19 protein-coding genes are annotated in these 17,017 nt (G+C 49.2%); 13 read left to right on the top strand and 6 right to left on the bottom strand.

The genetic code is table 11. The features are described from left to right. The first annotated feature begins 61 nt into the window (after positions 1-61). The 3 genes from M0R47_RS15540 to M0R47_RS21955 all read left to right on the top strand — a co-directional run bounded on the left by M0R47_RS15540 (position 62) and on the right by M0R47_RS21955 (position 2,338). Positions 62-1,441, top strand: coding sequence for an HlyD family type I secretion periplasmic adaptor subunit (locus M0R47_RS15540; RefSeq protein WP_292556449.1), 1,380 nt, complete (start codon positions 62-64; stop codon positions 1,439-1,441). 226 nt (positions 1,442-1,667) lie between these two features. Next, positions 1,668-2,006 carry a transposase gene (locus M0R47_RS15535; protein WP_292556447.1) on the top strand — a complete coding sequence of 113 codons (339 nt, stop codon included), beginning with the start codon at positions 1,668-1,670 and terminating at the stop codon, positions 2,004-2,006. Further along, positions 2,003-2,338 carry a transposase gene (locus M0R47_RS21955; RefSeq protein WP_366513233.1) on the top strand — a complete coding sequence of 112 codons (336 nt, stop codon included), beginning with the start codon at positions 2,003-2,005 and terminating at the stop codon, positions 2,336-2,338. The genes M0R47_RS15535 and M0R47_RS21955 overlap by 4 nt, the downstream gene beginning before the upstream one ends. A gap of 84 nt (positions 2,339-2,422) precedes the next feature. Here the strand turns inward: M0R47_RS21955 and M0R47_RS15530 are convergent, their stop codons facing one another. The 4 genes from M0R47_RS15530 to M0R47_RS15515 all read right to left on the bottom strand — a co-directional run bounded on the left by M0R47_RS15530 (position 2,423) and on the right by M0R47_RS15515 (position 5,232). Then, entirely contained in the window at positions 2,423-2,914 is a 492-nt protein-coding gene (locus M0R47_RS15530; RefSeq protein ID WP_292556445.1) for a macro domain-containing protein, read from the bottom strand. Between the two features lie 326 nt (positions 2,915-3,240). Continuing rightward, positions 3,241-3,477, bottom strand: a complete 237-nt coding sequence (locus M0R47_RS15525) for a hypothetical protein (RefSeq protein ID WP_292556443.1) — start codon at positions 3,475-3,477, stop codon at positions 3,241-3,243. A gap of 198 nt (positions 3,478-3,675) precedes the next feature. Further along, positions 3,676-4,005, bottom strand: a complete 330-nt coding sequence (gene smbP / locus M0R47_RS15520; RefSeq protein ID WP_292556441.1) for a small metal-binding protein SmbP — start codon at positions 4,003-4,005, stop codon at positions 3,676-3,678. Between the two features lie 351 nt (positions 4,006-4,356). Further along, positions 4,357-5,232 carry a hypothetical protein gene (locus tag M0R47_RS15515; RefSeq protein WP_292556439.1) on the bottom strand — a complete coding sequence of 292 codons (876 nt, stop codon included), beginning with the start codon at positions 5,230-5,232 and terminating at the stop codon, positions 4,357-4,359. A 386-nt stretch (positions 5,233-5,618) separates the two neighbouring features. On the opposite strand from M0R47_RS15515, the gene M0R47_RS15510 reads away from it, so the two are divergent. From M0R47_RS15510 to M0R47_RS15465, 10 genes are all read left to right on the top strand, one after another. Continuing rightward, positions 5,619-5,963 (top strand): exosortase system-associated protein, TIGR04073 family, encoded by a 345-nt coding sequence (locus M0R47_RS15510; protein WP_292556437.1) that lies wholly within the window; start codon positions 5,619-5,621, stop codon positions 5,961-5,963. Between the two features lie 189 nt (positions 5,964-6,152). Further along, a complete protein-coding gene (locus M0R47_RS15505) occupies positions 6,153-6,914 on the top strand; it encodes a Mut7-C RNAse domain-containing protein (protein ID WP_292556436.1) in 762 nt (253 codons plus the stop codon). Between the two features lie 150 nt (positions 6,915-7,064). Then, positions 7,065-7,658, top strand: a complete 594-nt coding sequence (locus tag M0R47_RS15500) for a PilZ domain-containing protein (RefSeq protein ID WP_292556434.1) — start codon at positions 7,065-7,067, stop codon at positions 7,656-7,658. Between the two features lie 6 nt (positions 7,659-7,664). Further along, entirely contained in the window at positions 7,665-8,663 is a 999-nt protein-coding gene (gene birA, locus M0R47_RS15495) for a bifunctional biotin--[acetyl-CoA-carboxylase] ligase/biotin operon repressor BirA (RefSeq protein ID WP_292556432.1), read from the top strand. Next, positions 8,660-9,391, top strand: coding sequence for a type III pantothenate kinase (locus tag M0R47_RS15490; protein WP_292556430.1), 732 nt, complete (start codon positions 8,660-8,662; stop codon positions 9,389-9,391). The genes birA and M0R47_RS15490 overlap by 4 nt, the downstream gene beginning before the upstream one ends. Positions 9,392-9,479: 88 nt before the next feature. Beyond that, a complete protein-coding gene (locus M0R47_RS15485; RefSeq protein WP_292556428.1) occupies positions 9,480-10,709 on the top strand; it encodes a spore maturation protein in 1,230 nt (409 codons plus the stop codon). Between the two features lie 107 nt (positions 10,710-10,816). Further along, on the top strand, positions 10,817-12,106 hold the full coding sequence (gene mtaB, locus M0R47_RS15480) for a tRNA (N(6)-L-threonylcarbamoyladenosine(37)-C(2))-methylthiotransferase MtaB (protein ID WP_292556427.1): 1,290 nt from the start codon (positions 10,817-10,819) through the stop codon (positions 12,104-12,106). A gap of 9 nt (positions 12,107-12,115) precedes the next feature. Further along, a complete protein-coding gene (locus tag M0R47_RS15475) occupies positions 12,116-13,666 on the top strand; it encodes an AarF/UbiB family protein (RefSeq protein WP_292556425.1) in 1,551 nt (516 codons plus the stop codon). Between the two features lie 20 nt (positions 13,667-13,686). Further along, positions 13,687-15,171, top strand: a complete 1,485-nt coding sequence (gene glpK, locus M0R47_RS15470) for a glycerol kinase GlpK (protein ID WP_292556423.1) — start codon at positions 13,687-13,689, stop codon at positions 15,169-15,171. A 10-nt stretch (positions 15,172-15,181) separates the two neighbouring features. Then, positions 15,182-15,538: a hypothetical protein gene (locus M0R47_RS15465; protein ID WP_292556421.1), complete on the top strand. Its 357-nt coding sequence runs from the start codon at positions 15,182-15,184 to the stop codon at positions 15,536-15,538. Between the two features lie 248 nt (positions 15,539-15,786). Here M0R47_RS15465 and M0R47_RS15460 read toward each other — a convergent pair whose 3' ends face one another. Together M0R47_RS15460 and M0R47_RS15455 are read right to left on the bottom strand one after the other, a co-directional pair. Next, complete coding sequence (locus M0R47_RS15460; protein WP_292556419.1) at positions 15,787-16,065, bottom strand: hypothetical protein; 279 nt, start codon at positions 16,063-16,065, stop codon at positions 15,787-15,789. A 313-nt stretch (positions 16,066-16,378) separates the two neighbouring features. After that, positions 16,379-16,897: a transposase gene (locus tag M0R47_RS15455; protein WP_292556418.1), complete on the bottom strand. Its 519-nt coding sequence runs from the start codon at positions 16,895-16,897 to the stop codon at positions 16,379-16,381. Positions 16,898-17,017: the final 120 nt, after the last annotated feature.

Genomic DNA, 17,017 nt, shown 5'->3' with positions numbered 1-17,017 from the left:
TTGATCCGGCACAAAAATTAAACGCGACAAGTAGGAGCTTTACGATAAACGGCAAACGGGTATGTCGGAAATCGATAGGCATCGTGAAAAAAATGAAGAGATATTTGCAATGATACATGAATCGTCCGTCATTACCCGCCTGCAACTCACGCCACCTATGCCGTTTGGCCGCTCGGTTCTATGGTTGTTGCTGGCGCTATTTTTTATTCTGTTGCTGTGGGCGATCTTCGGGCGTCTGGATATTGTTGCGGTGGCGGAAGGCAAGCTAGTGCCGCAGACTTATATCAAGATCGTCCAACCGGCCGAACAGGGCGTAGTAAAGGAAATTCTGGTTAGAGAAGGCGAGGAGGTTAAACGGGGACAGGTTCTGCTACGCATGGATGCGGTGGCGTCCGAAGCGGATGTCAAGACGCTCATTAATGAGGCTCGGCGTCATGCTTTGGCGTTGCGCCGTATTGATGCGGAACTGGATAGCAATCCGCTTGTGCAAGAACCGACTGATCCGGCCGATCTCTATGCGCAGCTACTAGCCCAATACAACGCCAACCGTTTGGCCTATCAGAGCGCATTGGATGAACAGCGTAGCGTGCTGGAAAAAGCCCGGCAGGATAAGTCGGCGGCTGAACAAATTACATCCAAGCTGGTACAGGTGTTGCCCCATTACCGCGACCAGGAGGAAGCCTATAACCAGTTGAGCCTCAAAGGTTTTGCTGGGAAACTGATGGCGACCGACAAGCAGCGCGAACGCATTGAGAAAGAGCAGGATTTGAAGAGCCAAGAGTTTGTAATCCGTAGCGCCCAGGCAACCATTCAACAGGTGCAAAAGAAAATCACCCAGATTAGCGCAGATTATCGTCGTCAATTACAGACCGAGCGCATGGAGACGGCGAGTCAACTGGATAAGGTGAATCAGGAATTGGCTAAACAGCAACACCGTCAGGAATTGCTTGAACTTAAGGCTTCGCAAGCAGGCATTGTCAAGGATTTGGCGACACATACTGTCGGTACGGTTACTGCGCCCGGTACGGTGTTGTTGACATTGGTGCCGATGGCAGAGCCGTTGCAGGCGGAGGTCTGGATATCCAACGAAGACATCGGCTTTGTGCAGTCGCAACTGCCGGTAAAACTGAAATTCAGCGCCTTTACCTTTCAAAAATATGGCATGGTGGATGGAACGGTTGAGCAGGTGAGTGCTGATGCGAGCGAAACGCCAGGGCAGGAGAAAAGCATGGACATAGTGAACGATGGCTCCAGTTCAGGGCTAGCGTACAAGGCACTGATCGCACTCAAGAATCAAAAGCTGGATGTCGAAGGGCATTCATATTTCCTAGCCCCGGGTATGCATGTGTCGGCAGAAATTCGCCTTGGAACGCGCACGGTATTAGAGTATCTACTGTCGCCCATTCAAGGAGCGTTTCATGAGGCTGGGCGAGAACGTTAGCCTGGCAAAATAGCAAATTCGGTCTTTTAAAACTGCTTCGGCAAAGAAATCTCTAAGAAGCTGTTTGGAAATTCATTTTTCGCCCCTAAGGTATCAATTTTGATTAGGAAATGAATGGTATGAGCACAAAAAACGGAAAAAACGTTACCCGAGCAATTTGAGTGAGGGGCGTGGCGTTATTTAAAGCCGCACTTGCCTGAGTCACGCGTAGGCAGGCCCCCGGCAAGTGAGTCTTCGCCACGTGTTAAACGCCATCCTCTATGTGTTGAAGACAGGCTGTCAATGGCGTCAGTTGCCACGCGAGTTTCCCCATTGGACCGCCGTTTATTACTATTTTTACCGTGGGTCGTGTGGTGGCACCTGGATTCGTCTCCATGACTTGCTCCGATCCAGGTTGCGGCAAAAATTGGGCCGGCACAAACAGCCGACCGCCGGTTGCTTGGATAGCCAGAGCGTTAAAGACTCGGCAACACCCGGCGTACGTGGCTACGATGCCGGGAAACAGATCAACGGCCGCAAGCGCCACCTATTGGTTGATACGCTGGGCCTACTGTTAGCCCCGTGACCAGTGTTCAAGATCGCGATAGAGCCCGCTTATTGCTGCGAAACCTGCCCGGTCATTGCAAAAAACTGCGGAAGATTTGGGCAGATGGCGGCTATAACGGACGTTTGATCCAATGGGTAGCTGAATGTTTCAGATTTTGCCTGGCTGTGGTCTTACGTCCAAAAGAAACGCCTGGGTTTACTTTGCTGCCTAGGCGCTGGGTCGTCGAACGAACCTTCACTTGGTTAAACCAGGCGTGTCGTCTCAGTAAGGCCTATGAACGACTGACTCGTATCGACGAAACTTGGATTTATATCGCTATGACCCGCATCATTCTGAATCGCTTGGCTTGACGCGGTAATTTCCAAACAGCTTCTAAGAAGCTGTTTACGATCTTTTTACACTTCCTGGGCCGAACTGGGTCGTTGGCGAAAGGATCAGTTCGACGACTCTTCCGCCTTGTGGCCAGGATGATAGGCAATATACACATAAACAGGAATACCAGTAGCTTTTAAGCTGTTCTCTATCAGCGGCCATACGTCATCCCAGTCCAAATCGCCCGATCCTGTTGCAAGTTTCGGCAAAGCAATCGAGGTAATTTTCTCTTTTAAGATAATTTTAGCTAAGGCATCCAAAGCATGCTTAACATTGTTGAGAGTGGCCTTGTGCACATGATAATCATGGCTATCAATAGCATCCTGAATAATCAAGTTCACAATATGAATATTATTTGTTCCGGTCCAGAGCCAGGCTTCGCCCGGTTGTGTATTGTGTTGATGGCACCAGCGATTGAAATCTTTGCACATATCGGGATATTGATTGCGCAGAGATAACGCGAGTCCTTTATCCATAGGATCGTTAATTTCTACTCCCTGCACAATAGCGCAAGCTTTACTTAATAAAATATCTCCTTCAACTTGATAGAACATAAGGTTCTCCTTTGACGCTTTTTAGTGCCTATTAAGTTCGACGATGGAAAACGGCGTCGAAATTTTCCCAGTTTTAAAACAAAAAGAGCGTTTAAATTTTTCGACTCATAGTCACCATCTTAATAATCTTAAATACCTAATGCGCTTGATGAAATGGAAATAATGGAGCTGAATGTGTAAAAAGTGCAACGCCGTTTCCAGCCCGAATTTTTGGCTGCACGGAAAGTATTAGATAATCCGAGATCAAAATTTGTACCTTGAATGCTCAGTGGTGGCGCTTGATCAACGGGTACAGCAGGATAAGATTTCCGCGCATCCAATAAAAATCAGGCCAGTTCGACGCCGATAATTTCCCCTTGGGCATTCAATTTCAACCGCAAACGACCATAACAGGATTTCTGATCGCACTGGCAGCCGGAGCCTTCCATTATGCTTTCGAGAAAAGTCACATAGATCAACAAGCTGTCGGGTTGCCGCTCGATGATTTCATAGTCAAGCGACTCGTTGATGATCCAGCCGTTTTGGGTGCAAAAGGCATTCATCACAGACTGAGAAAAATTCATTTCAGTTCGTAAGTTGAGCTGAGGCATGAAGCCCAACACTTTGCGGCTCCGATGCGTCAGTCTAACCTACGCATTGACAATATCAGTCAACCCGCCGCTGTAAAAAAACAACAGGCTCGGGATAGCATTCTGTTAAATATAAAGAAGCCGGTAAAAACCGGCTTCCGTTAAATTCAATATACCGCTATTAAATTTACTTTATGAACTAGCTCCCTGGATTTCGGTTATTGCCGCGTTAACATGTGTTTTAGCTTGATCTGCTTTACCCAAATTACCCGCATTAATAGCTTCTTCCAGGTGATTGGAAGCAGATTCCATGCGTTTTTGTGAAGCGCCTTTAAGTACTATAGCTGATGCCAGGCTATGTTCTAATGCCGCGCTTGCCTGCTTCACAATTTCTTTTGCATCACTTGCTTTAGCCGCCGCATTCGCACGTTCAAGTGCGGCTTTTCCATGATTTTCAACTGCAAAAACGGCAGAGCTTGTTGCCAACAATAAACTTGAACAAATCAGTGTTATTTTTTTCATTCTTATTCACCATTAATAATCAAATTATCTAATACAGTGTCTTGTTTAGGAAAAACTAATTTTTCCCGGTGCCCATTTTGGGGATGGCAATGATTTTTTTCAAGTGGCTTAAACTCAAACTGTTCAAATATTTTTTATCTAGCTTGATGAGATGTAGATAACTGGCTGAATAAACTTCTGCTGACCGATGCCGGGAATCGGCGGCACAAGCTACGACCCTCAATGTTTTATTAAAGCTGTAAGGTGGAGTCGCCGTTAGGCAATCTACCACATGACGACAGGTTGTAATCGGCGTTGTGAGTGTAAGGTGGTTTGTTACTCGAAACCACCCTACAAATAAAGCTATTTAGTCTATTTGGCAGCCCCTTTGGAATCAGCGCCAGATTCACATTCACCGATGCTTCTGACATTATTTACTTGCTTGCCGATACACTTGTATTCGGGGTTGGTTTTCGTAGCCTGCTTTTTACAGGTTATGGCGCTGCTGGCCACTGTATAAGGGTCGCCGGCCCCAGTTATGCCGGTCTTGCCAGGCGATTCCAAGTATATTTGAGCCCTGGCATCAGCTTCTGTGGGCGCATTTCCGGTTGCTGTTACGATTTGTCTACAACTATGCCGTTTCTGAGAGTCATTGATGTCGGCTTGTCTCTTTTCTTCGAGTTTTTGTCTTTCCTCGTTTTCAGCTAGCTCTTTTTCTTTTTGAGCTTTTTCAGCAGCAAGTTGCGTCTTTTTTTCGGCGTCTAATTTTTTCTGCTCGTCGTCAGTAATCTCAGTCTTTTTGTTACTTGGCAGCGCAAGACCTTGTGAAACTGCGGCTGCATTTTTCTCTCGCTTCTTTTTGGGTTGAGCCGGTTTCTCGATATTTTCAACTAACTGAGAAGTATCTCTATACGAATATTGGAATTCACACTGGAACAGTTCCTCCACCGATACGGTACCGATTATTTTGCATGCGCATTCCCCGATGCTGATCAACTTGTTGGGTCCTGATGAAAAAGAATCGATAACTTCAGGTACACGCCTCTGGCACCATGTACTAACTTGATTCCTATCGAGTGGTGATGAATAGGCTAGTTCCTTCATAATCCGCCCTTTATTTTTTAATCTGGCTTTTTTGTCAGCCACTTCCATAAGGCCTGAGGAGGTAACTGTGAGGTTTGTATAAACAGGCTCGGCATTAGAAGTGCTTGAAATGATAAGCAACAACAAAATAGCGAATATTCTCATTTATGAGCTCCTTAAATTTAATAAACAGAAACCTAAACGAATAAGGAGATATTCGCCCAGACCAATTAAGCTTGATTTTAATGGCTAGCGTCGGCCATTACAATTTACTCTACAGAAGCGCAGGATAGGGGCGAGCAAGGTGCGGTCCATCAATTGCTAAAGTTGGGCTTCGTTCCTCAGCCGATCATTCAGATAGCCAATTCAATTGGGCTGGGCAACTGCATTTCGTTGCCTGACATTTTGGTTTAAATTCCGCTAAATCCGGTTTCCCGGACCGTTTGTTACCCTTACACATTAAAACTGAACGGCTAAAAAGCTCATTTATTATTACTTTTATCATTGGTAAGCTATTATTTTTCATTTAAGAATAATAATGGAGAGGGCGCATGAAAAAAGTACGTGTTTATATATTGGCAGCTTTTACGGTCCTAGCCGTATTTTCGTTTCCTAATGCTTATGCACATAAGGCGACATCGCATACATCGGCGCAGAAATTCGGTAGAGGTTTGGCAGCCATGACAACAGGTTTTCTTGAAATACCCGGCAATATCGTTAAAGAAACAAGGGCTCAAGGGGCGATTGGTTTTCCGATCGGTCTTGCTACCGGCTTGGGGATGACTGTAACCCGTGAGTTGGTGGGCGTTTATGAATTTCTCTCCGCGCCTTTTCCGGTTCCGGCAGGCTTTCAACCCATTCTACAGCCTGAGTACCCATGGGATTATTTTGAATAAATTCTTAGGACAATAAAGTTTAGCAAGTCAAAGCGAGACTCGGTTGAATGCAGTTGATCAGAATTGATTTGACCATATCAGCCGAGCCCGATCCCAATGACTTTTGCATCCAAGCAATATCAGGGAATTGACTTATGAGGGTCGATTTCCTACTGTTCGTTAAGCACTTGTTATCGGCAGGCGGACAATATGAAACCGGAATACACAGCTGAATTTCGTTTCTACGAGGAACTGAATGATTTTCTTCCTCCCGAACAGCGCAAGCGAACCAATCTTTATCGTTTCAGCGGTCATCCGGGAATTAAGTATCCCATAGAAGTTTTCGGCGTGCCTCACACCGAGGTAGACTTGATTGTCGTCAACGGCCAGTCTGTCGGGTTCGATTATCAACTGCAAGCCGGGGATCGCGTCGCGGTCTATCCGGTTTTTGAAACTCTGGACATCACTCCTTTAGTCAAGCTGCGCGAAAAGCCCTTGCGCAACCCCCGATTTGTCCTGGACGTGAATCTAGGCAAACTCGCCAAACGCATGCGTATGTTGGGTTTCGACTGTCTTTATCGCAACGACTATAAAGATGCCGATATCGTAAAGAGCGCAGTCAACGACCGGCGTATCGTGCTGACTAGGGATCGGCGGCTTTTGTATAACAAACAAATCGACCATGGCTACTGGGTGCGTGCGGTCGACGTAGACGCCCAGGTCGATGAAGTTCTTCGGCGTTTCGACTTGTACGGCTTGATTCAACTTTTTTCCCGATGCTTGATTTGCAACGGCGTTTTAGCGACGGTCGCCAAAGCGGATATTTGGGATCGTCTCGAACCCAAGACCAGGCTTTACTATAATGACTTTTATCAATGTGCTGATTGTCAGCGGATCTATTGGCAAGGCTCGCATATGCAAAACATGCTGAAACGCTTGGCCGACTCGAATTATCCTGCTTTAAACGGATGAGCCAAAAGATAAAATAATCATACTGTTTGACGTATAATTTGGTTCATTTCGCGGGTAAAGCGCTTAAATTCGTTTAAAAACACCGGCTATCAGGCTGATCCCTAACTCAATCATGACAATAAAACTTTAGAAATTGTGGATAAGATCAACATGACAAAGGCTGAAGATCGAAGAGGTTTTTTTCGGATTGATGATGAAGTTAATCTGTCTTATAAAAAAATAGATGAAAAACAGCTGCACGAGCCGCACCCTGTTTCAGACAATATTTTAAATAGCTGTTCGCTGTCCACAGCGCTTGAAACAGTATCGCAGGAATCGGCAACGTTATTGCACCGGCTGGACAAAGTCTTGCCGGAGGTTGCGGATTATTTAAGGTTAATTGACACAAAAATCGACCTGCTTGCTCAGGCGATTACGATGCAGGGCTTTCAGGTTAAGGAAAACAACACCCGTAAAGTTAATATCAGTGCAACCGGCATCGCTTTTGGCTGCGAAGAAGCGCTTAAAGATGGCGATTATCTGGAAATCAAAATACTGCTGACATCTTGCATGAGAGTTATCGTGACATACGGCAGGGTTGTTCATTGTCAAAATAGCCCATCAAACGATAGCCATTACCCTTATTTTGTCGGTGTCAATTTTATTGACATGAAAGAAGAAGACCGGGAAATGCTGATCAAGTATGTGGTTAAAGAGCAGTTGCAACAGATCAGGGACAAAAAGCAAGATAGCAGCGAATCATGAGTGCTTGTGAATATTTCAGATAAACAAAAAAAAATCCTTAGCCTATTGGCTGACGGCGAGTTTCATTCGGGCACTGAATTGGCCGATGCGCTCGGTATCAGTCGTTCAGCGATCTGGAAACAGCTGAGCGGCTTGGCCGAATTGGGGCTGCAACACTCGGCAGTCAGCGGTAAAGGCTACCGGCTGGATAACCCGCTGGAGTTGCTGGACGTGTCAAAAATCAATGAAGTCGTTACCGACCAGGCCGGCGCATTAATTTCATCGTTTGAAATTCATGATCAAATTGATTCCACTAACCGTTATCTAGTGGAACGTTCTCAAAATAATGGGCTTTCCGGTTCCGTGTGCTTTGCGGAGTACCAGACAGCCGGCAAAGGCAGGCGAGGGCGGCAATGGGTCTCGCCTTACGGGAGCAATATTTACCTGTCGATACTCTGGCGTTTTCAGCAAGGCCCTGCCGCCATTTCAGGCTTGAGCCTGGCTATCGGCGTCGCGGTCATCAGGGCTTTAAAACAGCATCAAATTAGTGACATCGGCCTTAAATGGCCTAACGACATTTACAGCCAGGGCAAAAAACTGGGCGGCATTCTGGTGGAAGTCTCGGGCGAAACGGACGGTCCGTGCAGTGCGGTGATCGGACTGGGATTGAATTTGTTTTTGCCGGAAACCCAAGCCGAAGGCATTACTCAAGCCTGGACCGACTTAAGCAAAATAACCGGGCAGAGCCAACTGTCCAGGAACCAATTGGCCGGTATCCTGTTAAACCATCTGCTGCCGGTCATTGCCGAGTATGAAAGTGCCGGCATTCAAGCCTATCTCGATGAATGGCGCTCGTATGACTGTCTATCCGGCAAGACTGCAACTTTGTTTATCGGGCAGCAACAATTTGAAGGCATTGTGCAAGGAATCGACGATAACGGCATGCTGTTGATTAAACGCTCGGATGGCAATGTGCAGACCTTTGCCTCCGGCGAGGTTAGCTTTAATAGTTCAGTGCCGCAATGAATTTGCTGATCGATATGGGTAATACCCGGCTAAAGTGGGCGGCGGCGACCGCCGGTCAAATCATGACCGGGTCACCTTTGGCCAATAACCGGATTAATCGAGAAGAACTTTTTCAGCTCTGGAAAGGCCTTTATCGTCCCAAGCGGATTGCCGTTTCCTGCGTGAGTGCAAACCGGCTGCTCGAACTGGTCCAAACGGTAGCGCATGAACTTTGGCTTGATGTGGATATTATCCTGGTTAAATCGCAGGCCCAGGCGTTTGGTGTGGTTAACGCTTACCAACAGCCGGAAAAACTGGGCGTCGACCGCTGGCTGTCGCTGGTTGCCGTTTGGCAGCAATATCAAGTCTCGGCTTGCATAGTCGATTGCGGAACGGCCATTACCGTGGATTTACTCGACGGCCACGGCAGGCATCAAGGCGGTCTGATCAGCCCCGGCTTGATGCTGATGAAAGAATCCCTGGGCCAAGGAACGGCGGCGCTGTCTGTCAGTGATGCAAGCCATGTATTCGGACTGGCCGATTCTACCGAGGCTGCAATCTACAGCGGTACCTTAATGGCCGCCATTGGTTTGATCGAGCATGTGCTGGCGAAACACCCCTCCGGCATACGGCTGATTTTAACCGGCGGCGATGCGGAACTTATCGCCGGGCAGCTTAATGCCATATCCACTGTTGATCCCGATTTGGTGCTGCGCGGATTGCTGTGTGTTCTGGAAGGGCATGTATAGATCGCGAGTTTCAATAGTGAAAACTTCGCGTTCTTGGCTGTAGTGGTAAAAATCCTTTTATTGTCCTTAATACCTAACTATTCCTATCGTGCTAAACATCATCTGGATAAGCTTTTTTCTCGCCGCTTTTTGCACCGCGCTGTTCAAACTGGTTTTCCTGGGCGACCAGCAGGTGTTTGCACAAATCATGGAAGCCATGTTTGCGTTATCGAAATCGGCTTTTGAAATATCCCTGGGACTGACCGGCGTGCTCGCCTTATGGCTGGGCATTATGCGCATCGGCGAAAAGAGCGGCTTCATCCTGCTATTAACTAAAAGCCTGACGCCGTTATTCAGCCGGTTAATGCCGGATGTGCCCAAAGGCCATCCGGCTTTAGGCGCTATCGTAATGAATATTTCCGCCAATGCGCTGGGTCTGGATAATGCCGCAACGCCGTTGGGCATCAAAGCAATGCAGGAACTGCAATCACTCAACCCGAATCCCGAAACCGCCAGCAACGCGCAAATCCTGTTTCTGGTGATCAACACCTCAAGCGTCACGTTGTTTCCGGTGACGATTTTTACTTACCGAGCCCAGCTGGGAGCGGCCAATCCGACCGACGTATTCATCCCGATCCTGATTGCCACGTACATGTCCACGTTGGCGGGTTTGCTTGCGGTTGCCTTCGTACAAAAAATCAATCTGCTGGATAAAGTGATCGTGGCCTATCTCGGCAGTTTTACGCTGGTTGTCGGCGGCATACTGGCGTATTTTTCAAGCCTGCCGCAACAGCAGATGCTCGAACAATCGGCGCTTATCAGCAATTTCATCCTGTTCTCACTGGTTATCACCTTTATTCTCGGGGCTATCAATAAAGGGATTAACGCTTACGAAGCTTTTATTGAAGGTGCCAAGGAAGGCTTTCAGACAGCGATTACCATCATCCCTTATTTGGTCGCGATGCTGGTTGCGATCGGCGTGTTCAGGGCCAGCGGCGCGCTGGATTTGCTGGCCGACTTGGCGAGAGCCGCGGTGCATTACTTTATGCTCGACGACCGCTTTGTCGATGCGCTGCCCACCGCATTGATCAAGCCGTTCAGCGGCAGCGGGGCCAGGGCGATGATGATCGACACCATGAAGACCCTGGGCGCGGATTCGTTTGCCGGACGCCTGTCGTCAATCGTGCAAGGCAGCACCGAAACTACCTTTTACGTGCTGGCGATTTACTTCGGATCGGTCGGCATCAAACATATTCGTCATGCCGCCGCGTGTGGGATAATAGCCGACTTTGCGGGCGTTGTTGCCTCTATATTTATTGCTTATTGGTTTTTTGGCTAAAGGCGAAAGGCGAAAAAATCATCCTTTGCCTTGTGCCTATAAAATTTTATGAAAAAGCTCGGTCTTACCCGCATTGTCCGTATTCTAATTTTTATCATTATTGCTCAATGAAAGTTCATCTTAAAACACTCGGCTGCCGTCTTAACGAGGCGGAGCTGGAAACTTGGGCTCAGGCTTTTCAAAAGTCCGGCCATCAAATCACCAAGCAAGCCGAAGCCGCCCAGCTTATCGTGATTAATTCCTGCGCGGTGACCCAGGATGCCGCCAGAAAATCGCGCCAGCTGATACGGCGCATCCATCGCGATAATCCGCAAGCCAAACTGGTCGTCAGCGGCTGCTATGCAACCTTAAACGAAGATGAGGCCGCCTCATTGCTGGGCGTCGACTTGATAGTCAGCAACAAAGACAAGGATCAACTGGTCGAAAAAACCCTGACCGAGCTGAACATGGACAGCATGCCGGTCCTGTCCACCGAGCCGGGAGAAATATCGCTGTTTACCCGCGGCAGGCAGCGTGCCTTCGTTAAGGTGCAGGACGGTTGCCGTTACCGCTGCACCTTCTGCATCGTCACCGTGGCGCGCGGCGAAGAAAGCAGCCGCCCCGTGCAGGCGGTCATCGACGAAATCAATGCGCTGCACCAGCAAGGCATCACCGAAGTCATCCTGACTGGCGTGCATTTGGGCGGCTACGGCAGCGATTTGGGCAACAATCTGTCCGACTTGATCAAAGCCATTCTGGCGGAAACCACTATCCCGCGTCTTAGATTAGGCTCGTTGGAACCTTGGGAACTGCCCGGCGATTTTTTAGAGCTGTTCCACAATCCGCGCCTGATGCCGCATTTACATCTGCCGTTGCAAAGCGGATCGGATACCGTGCTGCGCCGTATGGCAAGGCGTTGCAAGACCGAAGAGTTTTCAGCCATCGTCAGCCAGTTGCGCGCGCAAATCCCGCACTTTAATATCACCACCGATATTATCGTCGGCTTCCCCGGAGAAACCGAAGAGGAATGGCAGGATAGCTTTAACTTCATTAAGCAGATCGGTTTCGGTCATATTCATATCTTCACTTACTCGAAACGTGAGGGCACCAAAGCCGCTGGCTTGCCGAACCAGGTAAACAACGAGGTCAAAAAACAGCGCAGCAGGCTGTTGCATGAGCTGGCTGAAGAAATGAAGCAGGCGTTCTCTGCAAGTAATGTCGGCAATGAATTTCCGGTGTTATGGGAAGGCTACAGCGAAACCTTGGATAAAGGCAAGCAGCGGGTGTTCGGATACACGCCGAATTATCTGCGGGTCGGCTGCGTGATCAACGACGATGTATCGGTGGAGAATCGGACGATTAACTGCGTTTTGACAGCAGTTGATGAGGGCTATGTTGCCGGAGAGCTTGCGGAGTAACTCAATAACGTGAGTATCTTCAAAACAGCAAAACGCGCCCTGCAATTTTTCCGCATCGGGCTGGCCGCCAATAAACTGCAACGCACCCAGGACGAGACCGAACGTCTGCTCGCCAAACGGGCGCTGGCCGGGCTGTTTGCCGATGCGCGCGGCATCACTATGAAAGTCGGCCAGTTGTTTGCAGGCACCGACGGCACGACGCCGTTTCAGGAACTCGTTGAAGGCATAGAGCCTTTGCCGTTAAAAGTCATGGTTCCATTACTTGAAAAGGAACTCGGGCAAAAAGTTAAGAACGTCTTTCGTTCCATAGAACCCGCCATTGCTGCGGCATCGCTAGGACAAGTGCATCTTGCGATACTTAAAAACGGTGACCCGGTGGCGGTAAAGATTCGCTATCCGGACATTAGCGATGCGATCGACGCCGAACTGTGGCTGGTCGGCCTGATGCCCGGTGTAGGGGCGGTCAATCGCTGGGGCTTTGACCTTGATGGCTATAAAAAAAGCTTGCGCGATAACATGCAGCGAGAGCTTGATTACCGCTCGGAAGCCCAAAGGCAGGACTATTTCGGCCGTACTGTTCAAGTTCCCGGTTTGGAAGTTCCAACGGTGTATAGCGATCTATGCAGCGAACGCGTGTTAGTGCAGAGCAGGGCAGAGGGCGTGTTGATCGACAAAGTCGGTAGTTGGCCTGAACAGGAGCGTCGAGCTATCGGTCAAACGCTGATGATGACGCTGTTTAAGAGCCTGTTTGTTGCGGGCGAAGTGCATGGCGACCCGCATCCGGGTAATGTGTTTTACAGCCATGACGAAAACGGCCAGCCGTTAATCGCATTGCTCGATTACGGCTGCACAATCACCGTTACTGAACAACGCCGACTGGCGCTACTCAAGCTGATCATCGGCTGCCGTGAACGGAACCCGACCAAACCGCTGGACTGTTTTGCGGCGCTGGGCTTTGACAGCAAAAAACTGAGTTATATCAGCGGTTCGTTGCCCGCCTTATGCCAGAGTTTATTCCGGCCTTTTTTAATAAATCACGCGTTTAATCCCGAACAGTGGCAACTAGGCCGGGAAGTGAACGATTTGCTCGGCGATTATCGCTGGTGGTTTAGATCGGCCGGACCTTCCGACCTGTTTTTACTGATGCGGGCTTTTCAGGGGCTAATCCAGCAACTGCAAGAGCTGGACGTCAAGCTGCCATGGTGGACGGTGCTGCAACAGGCCGTCGGCTCTGAACTTATTCAGCAGGCCATAGTCTATGATTTGCCCGCAATTGAACATGAGCCGGCGGCTAAGGCGCTGAGCTTTGATCAACAGGCCAGCGGCCTTTGCGTACGCGTCACTGAAAATGGCGAGCAGCGTGTTTCGATTAAAATGCCCGCCGAAGCGGTGCTGGATTTGGAGCGCCTGATTCCTGAAGATGTCTTGGCACGCATCATGGATTCAGGGACAATCGACCTCAAGCAGTTGGGCGAATCGATCCGCGCCAACGGCATTATTCCCCAGCAACTGTTTGTTTTTGAAGATGTTGAAAAAACTTACAGGGTATGGCTCGAGTAAGATAACTAAAGGTGAAAGCGATGCGTTATATTTTGGCGATAGATCAAGGCACCAGCAGTTCCCGTTGTGTTGTTTATGATCAGCAGGCTAACCCGGTTGCGATGGCGCAGCAGACGTTTACGCAGCATTTCCCGTACCCCGGTTGGGTAGAGCATGATGCCGAAGAAATATGGGCATCGCAATCCTGCGTTTTTAAACAGGTGATACAGAATGCAAAGCTTAAGCCGGAACATATCGCGGCAATCGGCATCACCAACCAGCGGGAAACAACGGTCATCTGGGAGCGCAGCACCGGCAAACCGATTTACAACGCCATCGGCTGGCAGGACAGACGTACGGCTGATGATTGTATCCGGCTGAAACAAGCCGGAGCTGAAGCGATGGTTAGGGCCAAAACCGGGCTGTTGCTTGATGCTTACTTTTCGGCGACGAAGATCAGCTGGCTGCTGGATCATGTCGAGGGCGCGCGCGAACAAGCCGAGCGCGGGGAATTGGCCTTCGGAACGATAGATTCATGGCTGGTCTGGAAGCTGACCGATGGCGAGTTGCATATTACCGATGTCACTAATGCCGCCCGAACCTTGCTGTTTAACATCGATACGATGCAATGGGATGACGACTTGCTGGCGTTATTCAACATACCCGCATCGTTGCTGCCGATCGTCAAATCCTCCAGCGAGATTTATGGGCAAACGCGTAATCAGGTAATAGGGGCGGGAATCCCGATTGCCGCCATTGCCGGTGATCAGCATGCGGGGTTATTCGGCCAGCTGTGCATCAATGCGGGCATGGCTAAATGCACCTATGGCACCGGATCGTTTCTAATGATGAATACCGGCTCGCAAAGGGTTGCTTCGACTAACGGTTTGTTGACCACGGTTGCCTGGCAAATTGGCGATCAAATCCATTATGCGCTTGAAGGCGGCGTGTTTGTCGGAGGGGCGGTCATCCAATGGCTGCGCGACGGTTTGCAGTTGTTCGAGCAGGCATCGGACAGCGAACAGCTTGCCGGAAGCGTAGCCGATAATGGCGGGATTTATTTCGTACCGGCACTGACCGGTCTTGGTGCGCCGCACTGGGATCCGCAGGCGCGCGGAGCGATTTTCGGCATCACGCGCGGCACAACTTCTGCGCATTTTACCCGGGCTGCCCTGGAGAGCATTTGCTTTCAGGTCGATGATATATTGCAGATGTTTTCAGCCGAAAGCGGTAGTCCGATTACCCAACTAAGAATCGATGGCGGCGCGGCAGTCAATAATATGTTGGCGCAATTCCAGGCCGATATATCGGCTGTTGAAGTTGTCCGTCCGACCAACCTTGAAACCACGGCATTGGGCGCGGCTTATCTGGCCGGCATTGCCATCGGGTTATGGACTATCGACGAGCTTAATGACAAATGGCGGATAGACCGGTCATTTCATGGAGCAATGCCGTCGCAGGAAGTTAAATTATTAAAACAACATTGGCTTAAAGCCGTGACAAGAGCAAAGAATTGGGCTGAATAAGGTTTACCGGATGAGTGAGACAAAACTTCGCGGATATGAAAATTTTCATATTGTGTTATGGCTGTTGAAAGATACCTGTTGGTTAATGGAATGGAGGCTGGAAGGCCTGTTTATGATTATGCCGACAGTTGCGGCGGCTTTTCACATTACCTGGCTGGGGCGGCAAAACACCGCCAACCTGTTTCACAATCTGGCTGTCAGCAGCTGGATATGCGGCAATGCGGTTTGGATGATAGGGGAATTCTTTTTCGACGACAGTTTCAGGCCGTTTGCCAAAGTCTTTTTCGGCATCGGTGTGGTGTTTCTTGCGGTGTATTATTTTGGCGTGTTGCCGAAACAAAGGCGTTTGTTGAGGCAAAAACTGTAGTTTATTGTTATACATAAGTATCTGCGGGATGTTGTCATTCCGACAGTCCCTTGCCTGGCGTTAGGCAAGACGCATGCCGATAGGCAGACCTTCCAGGTTTTTACGGGAGCCGCTCCCGGCGGCTCCCGTACTTCCGCCATCCATGGCAGTCGGTCGCATCGGTTCCCTACCGATTGCGACACTTCCGCCATCCATGGCAGTCGTAAAACTTGGAAGGTCTAATTGGCAACGCCCACGCCTTACAGCTCTTACGATTCAGCCTGCTTGAAATGCATGAATTTGACGCCGACAGCGCAGGCAATGCCGACCAGGATATAGGCGTAATTGACGAACAAGCCGGACAATGTGCCGGGATTATGTTCAACCGCATCGCGTAGCCCTGGGGTTACGGCAAAAGTCCAAACAACGCCGGGGATCAGATAGGACAGAAAGCCCACTATAGCTGAGGAGAGCGGATTTTTTCCGGTCGCTTCGGCGCTTTTGTAAAACCAGCAAGAAATCAGTAATGCGGTAATGGTGCCTATCATGATGAAATTCCATAAGTTATGTTAGCGGTGGCGTCACAGTATCAAATTGCTTTGTTGGGCTCAAGCGTAAGGCTTTAAGTTGAGGCGGAAACATCAGAGTAGGAGTAGGGCGGTTTCGCGTAGCAAACCGCCAACCAAAGCACAATATCCAATACAATCGATCATACAAAGTTCCCGCTTGTAAAAGTTCGAGCAGGAATCAAATAAGATTATCCCGATCATGGCGGATTGCTTCGCGAATCCGCCTTACAGCGTTAATTAACGTAGGCCGGAATAAGCCGGTTCGAGCACCAGCGAGAATCGGCGTTTCCGGCTATTCGCACTCTATGTCTTCAATATTGGCAGGCGCAACTTCACCCCAATTGTTTGGATACCAACCAAGTGCGACAAAACGCTCAAAAGAGCTATGCGGCCATTCGTCAGGCGTGGACGCCAAGCCATGTTTGACCGGGTTGTAATGGATGTAATCCAAATGTTTGTGAAAGTCGTTTTCGTCTCGGATGCAGTGATCATAGAAACGCGGCTGCCAAACGGCTTTTGCGCCGCCTTTTCGGGCTTGAGCGGGAACATGTCTTGAAAAGTCGGCCTTCACCATTTGCCAACGGGTGGAAAAATCGGCATCGCCTTCCGGTAAGCGCCACAGGCAATGCAAATGATCAGGCAAAACCACCGCCGCCAGCAGGTCGAAAGGACGTTTCGCTTTGACCTCTCGAAAAGATCGACGGAGTTGCTCCACCCGTTCGGCGTCGGCGAATATCGGTTGGCGGCGATAAGTTACCAATGTAAAGAAATACGTTCCGCCGGGAAAATACAAACGCCGATAATCGCTCATGGACAACCCTCAACGGAGTAGATACTCTCTTAAACCACAAGCCCAATTTTGCAAGAAATCATAAAATTTTATGATTTTGCTTCAACAGGAAACGTGTAAAAACGAGTCCCGTAAAATTCT

It is taken from the genome of Methylobacter sp., assembly GCF_023227905.1.
Taxonomy (GTDB): domain Bacteria; phylum Pseudomonadota; class Gammaproteobacteria; order Methylococcales; family Methylomonadaceae; genus Methylobacter_A.
The sequence above is the reverse complement of the archived record's forward strand: the minus strand, read 5'-3'. Positions and strand labels throughout refer to the sequence as shown.